Genomic DNA, 18,325 nt, shown 5'->3' with positions numbered 1-18,325 from the left:
GTCAGGCCGCGACGCTGATGAAGGTGCGGACCGCCCACCCCGCCGCGAAGGCGAGCGCGCCGAAGAACAGCGCCACGAAGCCGGACGCCGGCGGCACCGCGCGGAAGGGCGGCATGGCGGCGAGGAAGGACGATGCCACCGCGATGATGATCAGCGCGATGCCGAACGGGCCGGTGATGAAGGTGGAGATCTGCTGGAGGAAGGCGACCATGGTCCGGTTCTCCATCGTGTCAGGGGGCGAAGACGGCGTCCCGCGCCGCGCGGCCGCGGCCGGTTTCGGGGAGCGGCGGCGGAGGGGCGGCAGGGGCGGGAGCGGCGGCGGGTCGCGGCGCGCCGGGAGCCGCCAGGCGGGCCGCGGCGCGGTCCACGGCCTCCGGATAGCCGTTGCCGCAATCGGGGCGGCCGGTGTTGTACCGGCAGGCCGCGCGGCGTTCGGTCCGGTAGGCCTCGCCGAGTATGCGCGCGCCGGCGCACACGTTCGGCTCGACGCGGAAGACGGTCGCCAGCGTGAGGCCGTAGGCCGGCCAGTTGGCGTCCGTGATCTGCATGACGCCGGCATCGACCCTGCGGCCATCCGCCAGCTTCGCGCGGGCGAAGGCCACCGCCTCCGCTTCCGTCCGGAACGCGCGGCTCTCCGCCGGCAAGCCGCGCCGGCCGTCCCGGTTCACGCCGACGGCGTATTGCTGGAGCCCGCTCTCGTGCGCGGCGTGGGCGAGCACGCGCGGAGCCGGCGCTTCGCCCGCCACCGGGAATGCCGCGATGCAGGCGGCGAGTGCCCGAGTGATCATCTCCGGCGCGATGGGCGAGAAGCCGGGCATCCCGTCACCGGCCGCCATCAGGCCGGAGGGCCGCGGTTGCGCCTTCAGGTTTGGTCCGGTTCCGCCTCTTTGTCATCGGATGCCGCAGGGGGACCATGCCGACCGGTGGCAGCCATCGCAGCCACAGGAACGGAACCGCGACCGGCGCTTCCCGCAGTGCGGCCCTTTGACGGAGTGCTGTATGTTCCTTCGCCATGCCAAACATTTGTCGTGGCTTTTTGCAGGATATTATGGCAGAATGCCACGGCATCCAGGTGAGGGCAAGGATCGAATGGCGCAGGCGGGCCTCACCCCGATCCAATGCCGGGTCGCGAGGACGGCGGCAGGGTGGAGCCAGGAGGAATTGGCGAAGGCGGCGGACGTGTCCCGCCCGGTGGTCCAGGACTTCGAACGCGGCGACCGCATCCCCATGGTGAACAACCTGCGGGCGATCCGCGCCGCGCTGGAGAGCCGGAGGGTACGATTCCTCGGCGTGGCGGACGGCGTGGCGACCATCGCCTTCGCGGACGACGAGGCGAAGTGACGGCGCATCCCGCGTACACGCCGGGCCGATGACCAGGGCGGTGGAAGCCCTTACGGCATAACGGCGGCGTGGCGGGACGCGGCCCCGCCGCGTCAGCGCGTCGCCACGCCGCTGCGGCGGCGCATCCGTGGACTGACCGGGCGGGAGGAGCGCCACCCGCACGGGGCGCGTGCGCCGTGCGGCGGCTCCGACAGGGGGCACGCACGGCCGCATCAGCGAGGAGGCCGGCAGCACCGCGCCGAGAAGTGCCTGCTTGGTGAAGCGGTCGGGCATGACCGATCCTCCGTCTCGCCCAGCGACCTTTATTTTGGTCTCACAAGCACCTTGGTGCCTGGTTGTAACCCTAAGCTGCTTTCCCCATTTTGAATACTTCTAAATCTACTTATACCCGTATAAGTAGCAAAGTGGAATACAAGCGCAGGAATAGTAAAGGCGCAACCGGAGGGCACATCCATGCCGTCGATCCTCGACCGTGACGGCCGCGTCAGCCGCTCCGTCCGGCTCCGCGACCTGCACGTCTTCGTCGCGGCCGCGCAGGCCGGCGGCATGACCCGCGCGGCGACCGAACTCGGCATGACCCAGCCGGCCGTTTCGCAGCACGTCGCCGACCTTGAGAAGGCGGTCGGCCAGCCGCTGCTGGAGCGCGGCCAAGGCGGCGTCGCGCCGACGCCCTTCGGCGATGCGCTGCTGCGCCGCGCCGCGGAGGCGCTCGACGCGCTGGACCAGGGCCTGCGCGAGGTGGATTTCCTCGCCGACCCGGGCGCGGGCGAGGTGCGGGTCGGCGCCTCGGAGCCATACATCGCCGGCGGCTTCCTGGCGGCCGCCATCGCCCAGGTCCGGCGGCACCACCCGCGGCTGGCGGTCCGCGTCGCGGACGTGGACACCGGGGCGCTCGACTTCGGCGGCCTGCGCGACCGCAGCCTCGACGTCGTGCTCGGGCGGATGCCGGCGGTGGACGCCTGCGAGGACATCGAGGCGGAGGTGCTGTTCGAGGAACCGATCCTGGTCGTGGCGGGCGCGCGGAGCGCCTGGGCGCGCGCGCGCGCCACGGCCCTGCGCGATTTGGCGGCGGCGCCCTGGATACTGGGGCCGCCCGGCACGGCCGTCCGCCGGCTGGTGGCCGACGCGTTCCGGGCCGAGGGGCTGGAGCCGCCCGCGGCGGCCGTGAGCACCCACTCGATGCAACTGCGGATGCAGCTCCTGTCCGAGGACGACTACGTCTCCTCGCTGCCCGCTTCGCTGCTGCGGGTGAACGGCCGCCGTTGGGACCTCCGGGCGCTGCCGATGGCGCTCGGGCGCCCGGTCCCGGTGGTGGCGGCCACGCTGCGCCGCCGGGGTCTCAGCCCGGCGGTGCGCCTCTTCCTCGACCACTTGCGGACGGCGACCGCCGAGCTGAACGCCTCCGGGGGCGGCCACCGGACCTGAAGGCCCAGCGACCGAACCCAGCCGGATGACGGCATCTTCCTGGGGTGCTCCCCCCTATTCGAGCGTCGCGCCCGAGACACGGACCGCTTCGCGCCACAGCGGCGCGTCGGTCCGCATCACCGTCCTGAATTCGTCGGGTGTGTTGCAAACGGGGGTGCTGCCGAGACGCTCGACCGCGGCGCGGAAGGCGGGATCGGCGCAGGCGGGCCGCAGCTCCCGCGCGAGGCGGGCCACGACCGCGGGCGGCGTGCCCGCCGGGGCGGCGACGCCGTTCCAGGTCTCCGCCCGGAAACCAGGGTAGCCGCTCTCGGCCACCGTCGGCACGCCGGGCAGCGCCGCCAGCCGCTCGGGGCCGGCCACGGCCAGGACGCGCACCCGGCCGCCGTCCGCGTGCGGGATCATGTCGGATGGGTTGCCGAAATAAGCGGCGACCTGGCCGGCCAGGAGCGCCTGCATGGCGGGAGCGCCGCCGCGGTAGGGCACGTGCTGCATGCGGGCGCCGGCCTGTTGCAGCAGCAGCGCCATCGCAAGGTGGTTGGAGGAGCCGCTGCCGCCGCTGGAGTAGCTGAACTGGTCGGGCCGCCGCCGCGCGAGCGCCACGAACTCCGCGAGCGAGGCGGTGCCGAGCCCGGCGCCCGCGCCCAGCACCATCGGGTTGCTGGCCACGATCGCCACCGGCGCGAGGTCCGCGGCCGGGTCGAAGGGCAAGCGCGTGAGCGCGGGGAGCATGACCATCTGCGAGGCGCTGGCGGTGAGCAGCGTGTGGCCGTCCGGCGCGGCGCGGGCGACGGCCTCGGCCGCGATGGCGCCGTTGGCGCCGCTGCGGTTCTCCACCGCGACCGGCTGGCCGAGGCGCGGCGACAGCCACTCGGCGCTGAGGCGGGCGATGCTGTCGGTGATCCCGCCCGGCGCGAATGGCACCAGCAGCCGGATCGGCCGCTCGGGCCACTCGGCCCGGGCACCCTTCGGCGCGGCTGCCGCCACGGCCGCAGCGAGCGCGAGCAGGCTCGCCGAAGCGCGCCGGGTGCTTCGAGGAAAGCGGACGTTCGCGGCTGCGCGTCTTGCCATCGGTGTCCTCCACCGTCCGGGATTTCAGGCGATCTCGGCCGCGCGGCGCAGGCTGCCGATCATGGACACGCCGAGCAGGAAGGCGTGCGCCTTCGCCGGGTCGGCCGCTGTTTCCGCCATCCGCTCCCGGAAGGCGCGCTGGGCTTCCGGGTCGCGCGCCTCCAGGTTCTGCTTGTTGGCGATGGTCTGGCGTTGCACGTGCTCCACCGTCACGCCCCGGCGCTGCCGGTCGTAGCGGTCCAGCAGATCCTCCGGCGCTTCCCCGTGCCACACGGCGGCGAGCTTCTCGGCGAGGTTGATCGCGTCGTGCAGTCCGCCGTTCAGGCCCATTCCGCCCAGCGGGTTGTTGATGTGGGCGGCGTCGCCGGCCAGCAGGACGCGGCCCCGGCGGTAGGTGGCCGCCACGCGCTGGTGAACGCGGTAGAGCGTCCGGTGGCGGGTCGGGTAGTCCGCGCGGCCCGGGACCACACGGCCGAAGCGTTCGCGCGCGTAGCCGTCGGTCATCACCGCCTCGTCCGGCACCTCGGCCGGCACCGGGAACATGGCGCGCCACAGCCCGGGCACGCGCAACAGGAAGAACCACTCCTCCGGGTCGGCGTAGTAGGCGACGTCGGCGAGGCCGGGGATGATCTCCGCGAAGTCGAAGGGCGTGGACAGCACCAGGAAGCGCTCGGGCCAGGTGAAGCCCTCGAAGGCGATCCCGGCGGCTTTGCGGATCGCGCTGCGCGCCCCGTCGCACCCCACCACGTATGCCCCCTCCACCCGCGAGCCGTCGGCCAGCCCGACCGAGACGCGATCGCCCTCGTCGGCGCAGGCCTCGACGCGCGCGCCGAAGCGCAACGCGAAGCCGGGTCGGTCGCGCAGAAGGCCGTGGAGGATGCGGGTCAGCTTGAACTGCTCGCACTGCAACCGGCAGGGGTGGCGCGTCTCGCCGGCCAGCACACTGAAGTCGAACTCGGCGATGACGCCTTGGTCCCGGCCGCGGTACTGCATCCGCGGCGCGACAATCCCTTGCTCCACCATGGCGGACGCGGCGCCGAGGTCGTGCAGCATGTCGAGCGTGGGCGCGTGGAAGGTGGAGCCGCGCATCTCGTCGGGAAGCGCCGGCCCGGCCTCCAGCACCGTGACGGGGACGCCGCGGCGCAGCAGGGCCGCCGCGGCCACCATTCCCACGGGGCCGGCGCCCACGACGAGTACGGGATTCCTGTCCGCCATCGCGCCGGGTCTCCTGGCTGTTCGAGTGTAGCGCCGTAGGCGCTGCCAATGGAACTCGGGGCCACGCCCTCCTCTCGCCCTCCGCAGGGTGCGGGCCGGCACGGCTGCGTTCCTGATCGTTTTTGTAACGATTCTGAGCTACGGTGGCGGCCGATGCGCGACCTCCACCCGCCCCGGCGCCGCGCGAGGCCCCCTGCCCTCCCCGCCGCGATCGCCGGCGTCCTGGCCGAGGTGTGGCGCCGCGCGTTCCGCCCCAACCCGCGCGGCTGGTCCACCGGCTTCATCGCCTCCGACGCCTTCCTGGACACCCGCGAGTGGGCCCGGGCGCGCTACGAGGCGCTCCGCGCCAACGACGGGCGCTGCGAGCTGTGCGGGCGCGGCAAGCACGACGGGGTCCGCCTCGAGGTGGACCACATCGAACCGCGCCACAAGCGCCCCGACCTCGCCCTCGCCGTCCGCAACCTCCAGGTCCTGTGCGGCCCGAACAGCTGCAACAGCGGCAAGGGCGGCTGGCGCAGCGACGACTGGCGCCGCCCCGGCCACCCGCACCGGCCGAGCTGGCGCGGCCGCCTCGCGCGGTGGCGCGCCGCGCTGGCGCGGTGGTGGTAGCTTCCCGGCGATCGTGGCGCGGCGAGCGTCCGCGCGCCTCCGCGCCGCCTCGCCCTGCCGCGCGCGGTGATGACCGCGCCGCGGGCGCCGCGGTATCCTCCCCGCATGTGCGGCCGCTACGTCCAGACCATGCCCGCCGACGCCATGCGGGAGCTGTTCCGCACGGCCGGCGCCCCGCCCAACCTGGCGCCGTCGTGGAACGTCGCCCCGACGCAGTCGGCGCCCGTGGTCCGGCGGCACCCGGAGACCGGGGAGCGCCACCTGGACCCGCTGCGCTGGGGGCTGCGGCCTCGCTGGGCCAAGGTGGAGAAGGGCGCGCGCGAGCCGATCAACGCCCGCGCCGAGACGGTGGCCAGCAACGGCATGTTCCGCCAGGCCTACGCCAAGCGCCGCTGCATCGTGCCTGCGGTGGCTTTCTACGAATGGAAGGTTCTGGACGGCGGCAAGCATCCGATGGCGATCGCGCCGGCGTCGGGCGAGGCCATGGCCTTCGCGGGCATCTGGGAGAACTGGCGCGGCGAGGGCGACGAGGTGGTCCGCACCTTCGCCGTCGTCACCGCGGAGGCCAACGGTCCGATGCGGGCCGTGCATGACCGGATGCCGGTGATCCTGGCGCCGGGCGATTGGACGGAATGGCTGGAGGGCGACGATCCCGCCGCGCTCATGCGGCCGGCGCCGGACGACCTCTTGCGGTTCTGGCCGGTGTCCAAGGCGGTGAACTCGCCGCGCAACAACGGCCCGGAGCTGCTGGCCGAACACGCACCGGCACCGGACGGCGGCGGCGGGCCGAACCCGGCGTGAGCGCAGCCTAGGCGTCCAGGCGCACTGCGGACCCAATGATTGGTTTGAGTTCCGCGTTTGTTCTCGTGCAGGCTCGCCTCCCCCGACCGAGGGAGCAAGCCGTGCCGGATGCCGACCCGCCGCCGTTCGTGCCGGACGTGACCTTGGACCTGGTGGACGCCGGCTGGTGGCTGGAGCTGCGCTGCGCCTGCGGGCGCATGACGCAGGTGCCGCACAGGCTGCTGGCGAGGGCGCACGGGCCGCGCGCGCGGGTGCCGGGGCTGCTGGCCCGCTTCCGCTGCCGGACGTGCGGCGGGCCGCCGGTCTCGGCCGAGTGGATAGACAACCCGGCGGGCGGGGCGCCCGGCTCCGGCTACCCGCCGAAGAGGCGCGTGCCGCTGCGCCTGCCGCCGTCGGCGCCGCCGCACTAGGCGGCGGTCCGCTTCGGCCGCCGCGACGCCGGACGAGGATCTAGGCGTCTCCCCCCCACGGTGCGGGGCCGGGCCCTAGCCGGGCTTCTGCGCGGCGCCGGCCCCGAGCAGCCGCGCGAACTCGCGCCGGGCGACGTGGTAGCACTCGCAGCTGGAGGCTTCGAGGCCGGGCCTGTCGGTGACCTCCATCCGGCCCCGGGCGTAGCGGACCAGCCCGGCCTTTTGCAGGACGCCCGCGGCCAGCGACACCCCGGGGCGGCGCACCCCGAGCATCACGGACAGGAACTCGTGCGTCATGGGGAACTCGTCCGCCCCGGCGCGGTCGTGCGCGATCAGCAGCCAGCGGGCGAGGCGCTGCTCGATGGGGTGGCGCGTGTTGCACGCCGCGGTCAGCGTGACCTGGGCGTGGAAGGCCAGGGCGTAGCGCTTCAGCAGCCCCCGCAACGCGGCGCTCGCCTCCATCTCGTCGCGGAACGCCGCCGCGCCGATCCGCAGCGCCGTGCCCTCCTGCTGCACCTTGGCCTCCACCAGCGAGCGGTCGTCGCCGAGCACGAGGGGGAGGCCGACCAGCCCTTCCCGGCCGACCACACCGACCTCCACCTGCTCGCCGTCGTCGAGCGTGGCGAGCAGGGACACCATGCCGCTCTCCGGGAAGAGCACGGCTTCCACCGCGCCGTCCGCCGGGAAGAGGGTCTTGTCGAAGGGGAGTTCGACGGGCTGCAACCTGGGCCGCAGCCGGGCCAAGTCCTCGGGCGGCAAGGCCGCGAGGAGGCCGTTGCGGACGGCGGACGGGTTGTGGTCGGAGTGGGCCATGGGGCTCCCTGCACGTGGCGAGGCGGGAGCGCTGGCAACTCTCAGCCGCCCGCGGCCGGGGTCCGTGCGGGCGATATCCTGCACATGGGCCTGGGCCGGGCCGTTCTCAACCGGGGCGGGCCGGAGCGCTCGTCCCCGCGGCGCTCGCGGCGGCGGGCCTCGGCCGCCGGAACGGGCCGCACCGCGGCCCCGGAGCCTTCGCGTTCGATTTCGAACGCACCGCCTCCGGTCTCGCACGTTGTCCACGCGAACGACACGGAAGCGCCCCCCATGCAGACCAGACGAACCGGACGGGCGGGCGCGGCCCGCCGAGGCGGAGGCGCGTGCCCCGCCCCCTCCGGCCGCCGCCCCGCCGGGCGGCCGGAGCACGCGGCATGCGCGTCCTGATCGTCGAGGACGAGGCGCTGATCGCCTGGATGCTGGCCGACAGCCTGGAGGGCGCCGGGCACGAGGTGGTGGGGCCCGCCGCGACCATGGCCGAGGCGCTGGCCCTCTGCGAAGGGGCGCCGCCGCCGGAGCTGGCGGTGCTCGACGTCAACCTGGCGGACGGCGGCAGCGGCGTGGACGTGGCACGCGCGCTCCTGGAGCGGTGGGGCGTGCCGTCGATCTTCGCCAGCGCGCAGGCCATGGACGCGCGCCGGGCGGAGGGCGTCGCGCTCGGCTGCATCCGCAAGCCCTACGCGGCCCAGACGGTGCAGCGGAGCGTCGAGGTGGCGCGCGAGGTGATGGGCGGCGGCCGGCCCGGGGCGGTGCCCGCGGGCTTCGAGCTGTTCCGCGCGGCCGGGTAGCGCGAGGCCCCGGCGCGTGCGTCGCTGGGACCTTCGCGTAGGGTCGGGTGCGGCCCCTCCGAAATCCCAGCAAACCGCTCGGGCGCGCTGAAACGAACATCCGGTTCGGCTCCTGCCCAACCCCCTGGTCCGCTTCGGTCGCCGCGATGCCGAAGGAGGATTCGGGCGTCTCACCCGCGGTGCGGGGCCGGGCCATCGGGCCGCGCCCCGAGCCCCTCCGGGTCTCGGCCCTCCGGGCTTCTGTCCCTGACGCGGGACGGTGGCGGCCGAGGTCCCGTGCGATGTCCCGGGCGAGCGAGGCTGCCAGCGTGCTCGCGGGGGTCAACGGGGCCGGCGGTGGGCGGCGCTGCGATCACGTGCGCCGCTGCGCGCCGGCCTGCGGCTGCGCGGCCAGAGGCCGCGCACACGTGATCCCGGCCGAGGTTTCGCGCGCGCCCCGTTGACCCCCGCTGCGCGCGCCGGCCTGGGCGAACCCGTCGGGACGGGGAACGTCTGCAAGTAGTCCAACCCCCGCCTCCGGCGCGGGTCGAACAGGGAACAGGATGAAGCGGGCGGAGCGGAAATAAAGGACCGATCAAGACCTCAAGAATGAATTTATCGATACTAATAAAACGGCCTGTCTAGCGCTGTTGCGCCCAATTCTTCGAAGTAAATAAGCCCTAAGATGCTGTTTTTACTTGATTGTTAACGGCTTACAAGGTAGTATTTTCCTTGCCGACCAGAAGGCCGGTGGCCGAGGAGCGGGGCTGGCACCCCGCTTCCCCGGCCTGACCCAGAGCATGGATTGCACCCATGACCCAGGCCGACCCCGTGATGGGGCACGGAGGCCGCGCGGGCAACCGCGCGCCCCGCCCCGCCTTCCCGCTCGACAAGCCCGATGTCGCGGCCCTGCTCGGCCTCGCGGCCGGGCAGCCGCCCCTGCCCCCGTTCGCCCTGCCCGGCGTCGAGGCGGGCCACCCCGAGGAGCGCTTGGCCGTGCTCGCCGCCGGCGTCACCGGCCTCGCCGCCGACGCGCTGGCCTGCCTCGCCCGGCAAGCCGCGTGCGACCACCTGGCCGAGAGCCTTTGGCAGCGGGTGGCGGCTCTGGAGGACGCGCCCGCGCTCCGCGCGCCCCTGCCAGACCCCGCCGGCGACCGCGCCGACCACTTGCACGACCTCGCCGCTGAAGACCGAGCATTCAGCAACGGCGAAGCGGGAGGGCGCGCGTGATGGCGCCCCTGCCCTTCCCACCGCCGGCCATCCTGGTCGCGTCCCCGCTCGCCTCCGCGCCCGCGCGGAGCCTGGCCGACCTCGCCCGCACCCTGGACACAGCGCAGCGGGCCTTGCGCGCGCTGGAGGACCACGCCTGCGGCGTGCCGGGCGTCCTCGCCGCCCGCGTCCGCGACTGCGCCGCCGAGGCCGCCGGCGCGGTGGAGGCGCACGGCTACGACCTGTTCCTCGCCGCCGGCCGCGGCGACCCGGCGGATGAGGACGCGGACGGGGAGGGCGGCCGATGAACGACCGGCAGATGCCCGCTGCGGAGTCGTCGGGGCCGCGGCTGTTCTTCGTGTACTGGCGCTCGCAGCGGCGGCAGTTCTTCTCCTTCCGCGCGAGGGTGGCCGCCCGGACGGCGCGGGAAGCGCGGGCGCTGTTCCGGCCTCGCCGCGGGGCGCCGGAGCCGCGCGTGGTGGGGGTGAAGCAGTGCGCGGTCTGGGAGGGCGGCGCCTGCGCCCGCGCCGGCCGGTGGGTCGGCTGATGGGCGCCCTCCCCTCCCCCGCCGCCGAGGAGCGCGCGGACGTGTACGCGCGCGTGACGGACGCCATCGCCGCCGCGATCGAGGCGGGCGCGGCGAAGGGCAAGGACTGGCGGATGCCGTGGCACCGCCGCCGCGACGCCGGCGCCTCCCCGGCGCTGCCCGTCAACGTGGCGAGCCGCGCCGCCTACCGCGGCGTCAACACCGTCGCGCTGTGGGCGGCGGCCGAGGCGCGCGGCTATCAGGCCGGGCTGTGGGGCACCTTCCGGCAGTGGGCCGACCTTGGCGGCCGGGTGCGCCGCGGCGAGCGGGCGGCGACGGTGGTGTTCTGGCGCTTCCCGGACGCGGCGGCCCGGGGCGGCGGCGCCCCGCCCGCCGAGGACGGGGAAGAAGGCGAGGACGGCACCCGCCGCGGCCAGTGGGCGCGCGCCTACGCCGTGTTCAACGCCGCCCAAGTGGACGGGGCGACGCTGCCCGCCGACCGGGCGCCGAGGCTGCCGGAGGCGGCGCGGATCGCGGCGGCGGAGCGGTTCTTCGCCGCCCTGCCCGGCCTCGACCTCCGGCACGGCGGCGCGGCGGCCTTCTACGCGCCGGCGACCGACCACGTGCAACTCCCCGCCTTCGCCGACTTCCGCCGCCCTTTCTGTTCTGAAGCCGCAACTTGAATTTGGCGGTGACGGGCCGGCGAAGCCGACCCGCGGGCCTGCTGGAGGGCGCTGCCCACGTCCGACGCACGAGGCAAGCCAAGAAGCAGCTAGCTTGTAGCGCTAGAATGTAGCTGCTAGCCTTAACCGTGGCTTCGGTGCTGCCGCTCGTGGCGCCGGGTGGCCTCGGCCGCTTGGGAGGATGCATGAGCGCGAAGGTGTTGACCGTGGCGTCCACCAAGGGCGGCGCCGGCAAGACGACGATCGTCATGGCGCTCGCCGGCACGCTCGCGGCCGAAGGGCTCCGGGTCGCGGTCGTGGACGCCGACCCGAACCGCGCTTACGCCTCGTGGGCGGAGGCCGCCTACGAGGGCGCGCCGGTCGCCGTCCGCGCCGAGGCCGACGAGGCGCGGCTCGCCGAGGCCATCGACGAACTCGCACCGGCGGCCGACCTGGTGCTGGTGGACACGGCGGGCTTCGGCAACCGCGCCGCCCTGCTCGCCGTGGCGGCGGCCGACGCCGTGCTAATCCCTTGCACGCCCAGCCGCGCCGACGTCGAGCAGGCGGCCAAGACGCTCCAGCTCGTGGAGGGGACGGCGCGCGCCGCCCGGCGGGCGATCCCGGCCAGGGTCGTGCCCTCGCGCCTCAAGCACGCGACGGCGGTGTCCAGGCACGCGGTCGGCGAGCTTGACGCCGCCGCCCTGCCCCGGACGGACGCCGGCATCGGCGACCGCGTGGCCTTCGCGGAGATGACCTTCTCCGGCCGGGTGCCCGCCGCCGGCGACGCTGGGCAGGAGATCGCCGCCCTAGTCGCGGAGCTGCGGGGCCTCGGCTGGCTCCCGGCTGCGGCGCGGGCGAAGGCCACCATAGCTAGAGGCTAGCTACAAGCAGCTATTAGATAGCAACTATAATCCACTACGTTCTGGAGAGCCCGCAGCGGTGTCAGCCAAAGGTCTTAAACCCGCCATCGCCCGGCCGTCGGCCCGCGAGGCCCTGGTGGCCGCGGACGTGGTCGCGCAGCAGGCAGGCCTGCCGCCGGCCGCCCTCGCGCCGGCGGCGACCCGTCCCGCCACCGTGACCTCCTCCTCCGGCGCGGAGGAACTCGTGCAGGTCAACATCCGGGTCCGGCGCGGCCTCGGCGACCAGCTCGCCGACCGCGCCCAGGCGGAGGGCACAACGCAGAAGGTGCTGATTTGCCGCGCGCTCGCGGCGGCGGGCTTCGCGGTCCACCCGGACGACCTGCGGGCGGCGCCCCCGCCCCGTCGAAGGGGAAGCAGCTAGCGGCTAGCAGCTACACGGACAAAGAGGCGAAGGCGTCAGTAGAGTACGAACCGGCATCACAGCCCGGCGCTGGCCGATTCCATGCCCCCGTAGCTATCGCCGTTCGCTCATGCGCGCGTCGGCGGCGAGGCAATGGCGGCGGCCCACATCACATGCCCGCCGAGGAAGAGCGTGGCGGTCACGGCTGGACCGACCGGCACCAAGATCCAGATCACCGCGCGCTTGCGGAAGCCGAGGCGGGCATGAAGCGCCGCGGGCCGGGCTTGATCGACCCTCCAGCCCGGCCGCGAGCGAAGCCCCGAGAGGAAGCTGCTAGCGGATAAGCAGCTAGGCGCCAAAGACAGCCGTCGGTAGAGTACGACCCCGGCTTTCGGGAGCGGCGGCGGGGCGAGGCGAAACGATCGGTCCCCTACGCGCAGTCCTGCATCCGGCTTCTCACCTGGACCTGGTCCGGTTTCGTACCCTGGTGACGCTCGACCGCCGACCCGGCGCCGGGACCGAGCAACAGTTGTCCACAGGCGCTTCGTACCCTGGCGACGCCGGTTCGTACCCTGGCGACGCGAACTGGAGTCGTCCCCCGTACCCTGGTGACGCATCCAATTAAGACTCTAATAACTTCCTAGTAGACGGCGCCACGATACGATCGCCGGCTGTGGACGAGAGCCGCCCGCGGGGGGCGTCGGCAGGGTACGAATTGCCGCCTGGCGCCCCGGGCGGCACCGTGGCGGCATGGTGGCGCCGCTTCCCGCCGACGATTGGCCCGTGCTGGGCGCGGACGACGCGCTCGGAGGGCGCCTGCGCCGCCGGCTCGAAGCCGTCGGCGTGGACCGCGCGCGCAGCCTGACGGCGACACCGCTGGACCGGCGCTGCGTCGAGGCCGCCCACCTGGTGCTTTCCGACGAGGCGGGGGCTCCGGGCTTCGTGCACGCGGGCTTCGCCATGACGGCACTCCCGCACAAGCGCATCGAAGCGGCCGAATGGGTGCGTGACGGCGCCGACATCAGGCTGCGGATCGAGAGCGGCAAGACCCGCGACGGCGCCGCCGCCGGCGTCCCGTTCGGCTACGTCGCCCGCCTGATCCTGCTCTACCTCCAGACGGAGGCGATCAAGACCCGCTCGCGCGAGGTCGAACTCGGCCGCTCGATGCACAGTTGGCTGAAGGCCATGGGGCTGAACAGCGGCGGCAAGGGCTACGAAGCGGTGCGCGAGCAGAGCCGGCGCCTGAGCCTCTGCCGGCTGACCTTTTACCGACTCGGCGAGAGGGGCGAAGCCGTGCTCAACGGCGGCTTCGTCCGAGAAGCGATCCTGCCGGGGAGAGGGGAGGGGAGAGGCGACGCCGGCCAGCAGCTCCCGCTCTGGCGCGAAACGGTGGTGCTGGACGAGGTCTTCTACGAGTCGCTGATCCGGCACCCGCTGCCGGTGCGCGAGTCGGCGATCCGGGCGCTGTCGGGGCGCAGCATGGCGATCGACCTCTACATCTGGCTGGCCTACCGCCTGCACCATCTCGCGCGGCCCACGCGCGTGCCGTGGCCGGCCCTGTACCGGCAGTTCGGGGCCGGGTTCGCGCAGCCGCGGCAGTTCCGGGCGCACGCCCGCGAGGCGCTCGCACTCGCGCTGGCGGCCTACCCGGAGGCGCGGGTCGGGGTGGAGGACGACGCGCTCACGCTGATGCCCTCGCCGGCGCCCGTGCCGGAGCGCCGCCGGCTGGCCAGCCATAGGACATCCAGGTTGTCGTAGCAACTATCTGCTAGCCCATAGCTTGTAGTTCGGCCGGGGCGTCACCGAGCCGGAACCAGAACCGGCCGGGAGGAGACCCCGGCGCCGTTCAGGAAAGGCCCGATCCGAGCCGATGGCGTGGGACGCCTCCGGGCGCCCATTCGCGGCGAGGCGGCGGACGCCGCGCCCGCCGGCCTCGGCAGGGAACCGTGAAGGGGGCGGGAGCTTCCCTGGACGCCGGTGGAAGGGTTTGCCGATGCGCCGACGTGCCGTTCTGGCCTGCGCCTGCGTCGCCCTGGCCGGCCTCGGCCCGCCCCGGGCCGCCCGCGCCGCGCCCGGGGCCGTCGACATAGCCCTGGTGCTCGCCGCCGACGTCTCCCGCTCCATCGACCCGGACGAGGCGCGGCTGCAGCGCGAGGGCTACCGCTCGGCGGTCTCCGACCCGGAGATCGTGCGGGCGATCCGCGGCGGCATGCTCGGCGCCGCCGCGCTCGCCTACGTCGAATGGTCCGGCGTCGAGTACCAGCGCGTGGTCCTCCCCTGGGCGCGCATAGCTTCGCAGGCCGACGCGGATGCCTGGGCGGAGGCGCTCGCGAAGGCGCCGAGCAACGCGGTCGGCCAGACCTCGCTCTGGGGCGCCATCGACTTCTCGCGCCGCGTGCTGGCCGACTGCCCGTGGGAGGCCACCCGGCGGGTGGTCGACGTCTCCGGCGACGGGGAGAACAACAGCGGCCCGCCGGCCGGGGACGCCCGCGACCGGGCAGTGGCCGAGGGCATCACGGTCAACGGCCTGGCCATCATGAACGACCGCCCGGCCTTCGGCCGCTCATCCGGCCCCCTGGACCGGTACTACGAGGAGAACGTGATCGGCGGGCCCGGCGCCTTCGTCGTCGCGGTGGCGGATTTCGAGGCTTTCGGGCTCGCGGTGAAGCGCAAGCTGGTCCGCGAGATCGCGGGCTCGCCGGCGGGCGCCGCCCGGCCGTCGTAGTTCCGGGGCTGCCCTCCGGCGGCATGCCGCGGCTCCCGCGCGGTGCGGGAGGGACACACCGCGGCCTCGAAGCGGCTTCCGGCGCTCCCGATGATGCCGCAACGACTTGACCGGAAGGTGTACAATCGACTTACGTCGGCGCCGTGCCGTGCCTGGCTACCCCATGGCCGGCCGAGCCGCATTCCAGCCGTCCGGAGATCGCATCGTGCATCGCAACAGACCGCCATCCGGCACCGGGCCGTCGGGTGATGGATAGCGGCGGCCGGGTCCGTCGGCGCTGGATCTTGTCGGGCGCCCTGGCCGTCCTGGGAGCCGCCCTCGTCGCGGCCGCCGCCTCGCTCGCGCCGCGGGGCCCGGAAAGGGACTGGGGCGCGGAGGCCAGGGCCGCCGCGCAGCGGCGCATCCTCGACCGCGCCCCGGACAAGGACGACGTGGAGTTCGCCGACGTCGAGGTCCGCCGCAACGGGAACGACGACGAGCGGTGGGTCTGCGGCTCCTTCGCCGCCCGGGACGAGGAAGGCTCGCTCGGCCCTTTCCGGGATTTCTGGGTCACGGTGGCCAGGGTCCCCGACACGGAGGCCGACATCCGGGACGTCCGCGTGAACAGGTTCAGGCGCGACGACTTTTTGGACCGGAACTCGGCCCATTTCCGGGCCTGCTTCGCCGGCGACGACATGGGGTGAGCCGGGACGCCGCGCCCTTCCGGCGCGGCTGCGCGGCTCCACCCATCGTGAGCCGACGTCGACCCGGCCCGCCTCCGCCGGGGCGGATCCGGCCCGCGGCGCCCCCGGCCTACGGTCCGCTCCTCGCCGAATGAGGCCGCCCCGCGATTCTTCAATCCGCCGCGAGCGCGGCGCAGGGCGCCTCGGGGACCGACCCGCCGCATGTGGCCTCGTCCTCGCCCGCCGGCTCCTCCTCCGCGGTCACCGCGTGGGCCACTTGGCCCGCCGCCACCGCCATCTTGCGGGTGGACTCGAACACGTGGAGGCGCTCGGCGCCGAGCGCGAAGAAGGCGAGCGGCAGCAGGCCGGGCGCGCGCGCGTCGAGGCGGCGGAGCCGCGCGCCGGCCGAGGCGGCGGCACCCGCCGGCAGCGGCGCCCGCAACCGACAGCACGCCGAGCGCCGCGCCTACGAGCAAATCTGACAGGTGGTGGTACCCCATGTACAGGCGCGGCAAGCAGGTCACCAGAACGGCCCAGACCAGCGCCGCCGCGCCGAGCCGGCGCGACGACGCCCAGGCGACCGCGACGAGCGCGAAGGCGAGCGCCGCGGTGTCGGACGGCATCGAACTCCAATCGGCCAGGTCGTGCAGGTGGCCGAGCGGCGGGAACGGGAAGTCGGGCATGGCGACGCGCGGCCGCGGCCGCGCGGGGAGCAGGTTCTGCGCCGCCCTGGCGAGCGCCAGCGTGAGGACCACGCCGGCCGCGCCGCGGAGGGCGCGGCACATCACCAGGCTCAAGCTGATCCGCCGCCAGATGTACGGCCGCGGCAAGCTCGACCTGCTGCGCGCGCGCCTGCTCGCCCCAGCATGATCAGCACGCAATCAGCGACAGAGCCCCAGTTCCACGCCGATTGACACTCTGTCCTTTGGCGGTCACCTCAACCAGCAACTGGCGGCGGCGCGGCGGCGTTGCCGCTGGTCGTGTTCCACAATCGCTAGGAGCCATGATGACGAGCGGAACATCGAACCCCGGAGCATCCCCCGTGGCCCCTGGGCGCGGCCATCGCGAAGTGCTCGGGTTATTCCACGACCGCGAGCAGCTGGAGGCGGCGGCGTACCGGCTGCAGAGCGCTGGCTTCAACCGCGCGAACCTGTCGCTGGCCTACGACGTGGATCTGGACGGCGTGCCCGACCCCGGACCGCGCGAGGAGGTTTCCACCGAGTCGGACGTGCGCAAGCTCCGCACGCTGAAAACAGGCTTGGCGGGCGCGATCGCCGCGCTGGCGGCCGCCGGCGTCACCGTCATGACCGGTGGCGCGGCGGCGATCGCCTTCGGCGCGGCGGCCCTGGCCGGTGGCGTCTCGGCGGCGGGCGTGCATGCCCTGGGTGGCCCCGACGGGGCAAACGGGGACCGCGCCATCCTGATCGCGCGGGCGACGCGCCCGGAGTTGGAGGCCACGGCCACGGAGATCCTGCGCGCCGGCGGGGCCGACAAGGTTTGGGCGCAGGACGCCGCCTGACTCCGGGGCGCGGAGCCGGGCGGGTTCGCGGGGCGACACCCGGCGCGCTCAGAAGGACCCGACCAGCCCGCCCAGGGCGATGACCACGACGAGCGCGACGAGCGCCCCGACGATGCCCACCATGGCGACGTCGAGGTAGCTCTCCCGGTGCGTGCAGCCGCACACGGCGAGCAGCGTCACCACCGCGCCGTTGTGCGGCAGGCCGTCCAGCGTGCCGGAGCCGATCACCGCGATCCGGTGCAGCAGCGCCGGGTCGATGCCACGCTCCGCCGCCAAGCGCAGGTAGGTGCCGCCGAGCGCTTCCAGCGCGATCGTCAACCCGCCCGAGGCCGAGCCGGTCAGGGCGGCCAGCGCGTTCGTGGCCACGGCGAGCGAGACGAGCGGCCCGCCGCCGAGGCCGAGCACCCAGTCACGCACCGCCGCGAAGGCGGGCAGGCTCGCCACCACGGCGCCGAAGCCCACCAGGCTCGCCACGCTGAGCACGGGCAGAACGGAGGCGTTGGCGCCGGCGTCCACGCTGCCGCGCAGGTCGGGCAAGCGCCGCCGGTTGAGCAGCACCAGTGCAACGACCGCGGCGGCCAACGCCACCGCCACCGACCACACCCCGCCGACGGCGTGGAGCGTGGTCGCGCCCCAGCGCTCCTCCGCCAGGAACCCCGCGTCGAGACGCGGGAGCACCAGCAGGGTCGTGGCGAGATTCACGGCCACCACCACGGCGAGCGGCGCCGCGGCGACGGCGAAGGGGAGCGGATCATCGGCGTGCCGGCCGCGGTGCGCTTCGGCCGGGTCGAACTCGCGCGCCGCGGTGGCGCGTTCGCGCACCAGTGGGTCGTCGGCCGCCGCGTCCGCGCTGGCCGCGTCCGTGTCGGCCGCGGACGGCGGGCCCGGCGACCGCCCGTAGCCTTCGCCGGCGCGGCGAGCCCCGGCTTCCCGCAGCCGCAGCCACCACAGGCCGAAAGCGAGCATGATCGCGGCGGCCACCAAGCCGATGCCCGGCGCCGCCCAGGGCGTCGTGCCGAAAAAGGGCATCGGGATCGCGTTCTGGATCGCCGGCGTGCCCGGCAGCGCCGACATGGTGAAGGTGGAGGCGCCGAGCGCGATGGCGGCCGGCATCAGCCGGCGCGGGATGTCCGCCGCCCGGAACAGGGCGTGGGCCATCGGCGCTAGCACGAAGTAGGCCACGAACAGGCTGACGCCGCCATAGGTGACCAACGCGCCGGCCAGCACAACCGCGAGGATGGCGCGGCGCTCGCCCAGCCAAGCGGTCATGGAACGTGCGATGGCCAACACCGAGCCGCTGTCGTCCATCAGCT

Annotated in this window: 23 protein-coding genes and 1 pseudogene; 16 read left to right on the top strand and 8 right to left on the bottom strand. The window is 74.2% G+C overall.

The genetic code is table 11. From position 1 onward, the window contains the following. Nucleotide 1 precedes the first annotated feature (1 nt). Together ABD067_RS05670 and ABD067_RS05665 are read right to left on the bottom strand one after the other, a co-directional pair. The gene (locus ABD067_RS05670; RefSeq protein ID WP_343894214.1) at nt 2-211 is read right to left on the bottom strand and encodes a hypothetical protein; all 210 of its coding nucleotides are present in this window, start codon (nt 209-211) and stop codon (nt 2-4) included. Nucleotides 212-230: 19 nt separating this feature from the next. Beyond that, a complete protein-coding gene (locus ABD067_RS05665) occupies nt 231-836 on the bottom strand; it encodes a lysozyme family protein (protein ID WP_343894213.1) in 606 nt (201 codons plus the stop codon). 253 nt (nt 837-1,089) lie between these two features. On the opposite strand from ABD067_RS05665, the gene ABD067_RS05660 reads away from it, so the two are divergent. Together ABD067_RS05660 and ABD067_RS05655 are read left to right on the top strand one after the other, a co-directional pair. After that, nucleotides 1,090-1,341, top strand: coding sequence for a helix-turn-helix domain-containing protein (locus ABD067_RS05660; protein WP_343894212.1), 252 nt, complete (start codon nt 1,090-1,092; stop codon nt 1,339-1,341). 453 nt (nt 1,342-1,794) lie between these two features. Next, entirely contained in the window at nt 1,795-2,766 is a 972-nt protein-coding gene (locus tag ABD067_RS05655; protein WP_343894211.1) for a LysR family transcriptional regulator, read from the top strand. A 54-nt stretch (nt 2,767-2,820) separates the two neighbouring features. Here ABD067_RS05655 and ABD067_RS05650 read toward each other — a convergent pair whose 3' ends face one another. Both ABD067_RS05650 and ABD067_RS05645 read right to left on the bottom strand, forming a co-directional pair. Further along, entirely contained in the window at nt 2,821-3,834 is a 1,014-nt protein-coding gene (locus tag ABD067_RS05650) for a Bug family tripartite tricarboxylate transporter substrate binding protein (protein ID WP_343894210.1), read from the bottom strand. Between the two features lie 24 nt (nt 3,835-3,858). After that, on the bottom strand, nt 3,859-5,049 hold the full coding sequence (locus ABD067_RS05645; RefSeq protein WP_343894209.1) for an FAD-dependent oxidoreductase: 1,191 nt from the start codon (nt 5,047-5,049) through the stop codon (nt 3,859-3,861). Nucleotides 5,050-5,202: 153 nt separating this feature from the next. On the opposite strand from ABD067_RS05645, the gene ABD067_RS05640 reads away from it, so the two are divergent. From ABD067_RS05640 to ABD067_RS05630, 3 genes are all read left to right on the top strand, one after another. Then, entirely contained in the window at nt 5,203-5,658 is a 456-nt protein-coding gene (locus ABD067_RS05640; RefSeq protein ID WP_343894208.1) for an HNH endonuclease, read from the top strand. Between the two features lie 105 nt (nt 5,659-5,763). Next, entirely contained in the window at nt 5,764-6,459 is a 696-nt protein-coding gene (locus tag ABD067_RS05635) for an SOS response-associated peptidase (protein WP_343894207.1), read from the top strand. A gap of 101 nt (nt 6,460-6,560) precedes the next feature. Further along, a complete protein-coding gene (locus ABD067_RS05630; RefSeq protein WP_343894206.1) occupies nt 6,561-6,869 on the top strand; it encodes a hypothetical protein in 309 nt (102 codons plus the stop codon). 75 nt (nt 6,870-6,944) lie between these two features. On the opposite strand, the gene ABD067_RS05625 is transcribed toward ABD067_RS05630, so the two are convergent. Beyond that, complete coding sequence (locus ABD067_RS05625; RefSeq protein WP_343894205.1) at nt 6,945-7,682, bottom strand: Crp/Fnr family transcriptional regulator; 738 nt, start codon at nt 7,680-7,682, stop codon at nt 6,945-6,947. 374 nt (nt 7,683-8,056) lie between these two features. On the opposite strand from ABD067_RS05625, the gene ABD067_RS05620 reads away from it, so the two are divergent. The 10 genes from ABD067_RS05620 (at nt 8,057) to ABD067_RS05575 (ending at nt 15,514) form a co-directional block, all read left to right on the top strand. After that, on the top strand, nt 8,057-8,470 hold the full coding sequence (locus ABD067_RS05620; RefSeq protein WP_343894204.1) for a response regulator: 414 nt from the start codon (nt 8,057-8,059) through the stop codon (nt 8,468-8,470). 792 nt (nt 8,471-9,262) lie between these two features. Next, nucleotides 9,263-9,679, top strand: coding sequence for a hypothetical protein (locus ABD067_RS05615; RefSeq protein ID WP_343894203.1), 417 nt, complete (start codon nt 9,263-9,265; stop codon nt 9,677-9,679). Beyond that, nucleotides 9,679-9,966: a hypothetical protein gene (locus tag ABD067_RS05610; RefSeq protein ID WP_343894202.1), complete on the top strand. Its 288-nt coding sequence runs from the start codon at nt 9,679-9,681 to the stop codon at nt 9,964-9,966. Before ABD067_RS05615 ends, ABD067_RS05610 begins: the two co-directional genes overlap by 1 nt. Beyond that, entirely contained in the window at nt 9,963-10,205 is a 243-nt protein-coding gene (locus ABD067_RS05605) for a hypothetical protein (RefSeq protein ID WP_343894201.1), read from the top strand. Before ABD067_RS05610 ends, ABD067_RS05605 begins: the two co-directional genes overlap by 4 nt. Further along, entirely contained in the window at nt 10,205-10,867 is a 663-nt protein-coding gene (locus tag ABD067_RS05600) for an ArdC-like ssDNA-binding domain-containing protein (RefSeq protein WP_343894200.1), read from the top strand. The genes ABD067_RS05605 and ABD067_RS05600 overlap by 1 nt, the downstream gene beginning before the upstream one ends. Nucleotides 10,868-11,052: 185 nt before the next feature. Further along, nucleotides 11,053-11,727 (top strand): ParA family protein, encoded by a 675-nt coding sequence (locus tag ABD067_RS05595; protein WP_343894199.1) that lies wholly within the window; start codon nt 11,053-11,055, stop codon nt 11,725-11,727. A 58-nt stretch (nt 11,728-11,785) separates the two neighbouring features. Then, nucleotides 11,786-12,127, top strand: a complete 342-nt coding sequence (locus ABD067_RS05590) for a hypothetical protein (protein WP_343894198.1) — start codon at nt 11,786-11,788, stop codon at nt 12,125-12,127. A 729-nt stretch (nt 12,128-12,856) separates the two neighbouring features. Next, on the top strand, nt 12,857-13,864 hold the full coding sequence (locus tag ABD067_RS05585) for a replication protein RepA (protein ID WP_343894197.1): 1,008 nt from the start codon (nt 12,857-12,859) through the stop codon (nt 13,862-13,864). Nucleotides 13,865-14,099: 235 nt separating this feature from the next. Continuing rightward, the gene (locus ABD067_RS05580; RefSeq protein WP_343894196.1) at nt 14,100-14,831 is read left to right on the top strand and encodes a DUF1194 domain-containing protein; all 732 of its coding nucleotides are present in this window, start codon (nt 14,100-14,102) and stop codon (nt 14,829-14,831) included. A 284-nt stretch (nt 14,832-15,115) separates the two neighbouring features. Then, nucleotides 15,116-15,514, top strand: a complete 399-nt coding sequence (locus ABD067_RS05575) for a hypothetical protein (RefSeq protein ID WP_343894195.1) — start codon at nt 15,116-15,118, stop codon at nt 15,512-15,514. Nucleotides 15,515-15,665: 151 nt separating this feature from the next. Here ABD067_RS05575 and ABD067_RS05570 read toward each other — a convergent pair whose 3' ends face one another. Both ABD067_RS05570 and ABD067_RS26355 read right to left on the bottom strand, forming a co-directional pair. After that, on the bottom strand, nt 15,666-15,935 hold the full coding sequence (locus ABD067_RS05570; RefSeq protein WP_343894194.1) for a hypothetical protein: 270 nt from the start codon (nt 15,933-15,935) through the stop codon (nt 15,666-15,668). Nucleotides 15,936-15,990: 55 nt separating this feature from the next. Beyond that, nucleotides 15,991-16,278 (bottom strand): annotated as a pseudogene (locus tag ABD067_RS26355) (hypothetical protein); the annotation flags it as partial. A 284-nt stretch (nt 16,279-16,562) separates the two neighbouring features. Between ABD067_RS26355 and ABD067_RS05560 the strand changes: the two are divergent. After that, on the top strand, nt 16,563-17,012 hold the full coding sequence (locus ABD067_RS05560; protein ID WP_343894192.1) for a hypothetical protein: 450 nt from the start codon (nt 16,563-16,565) through the stop codon (nt 17,010-17,012). Nucleotides 17,013-17,060: 48 nt separating this feature from the next. Here the strand turns inward: ABD067_RS05560 and ABD067_RS05555 are convergent. Further along, nucleotides 17,061-18,325, bottom strand: a 1,265-nt coding sequence (locus tag ABD067_RS05555; RefSeq protein ID WP_343894191.1) for a GntP family permease, incomplete at its 5' end; no start/stop codon positions are given.

Origin of the sequence: Craurococcus roseus (assembly GCF_039523795.1) — a bacterium.
Classification (GTDB): domain Bacteria; phylum Pseudomonadota; class Alphaproteobacteria; order Acetobacterales; family Acetobacteraceae; genus Craurococcus; species Craurococcus roseus.
The sequence above is the reverse complement of the archived record's forward strand: the minus strand, read 5'-3'. Positions and strand labels throughout refer to the sequence as shown.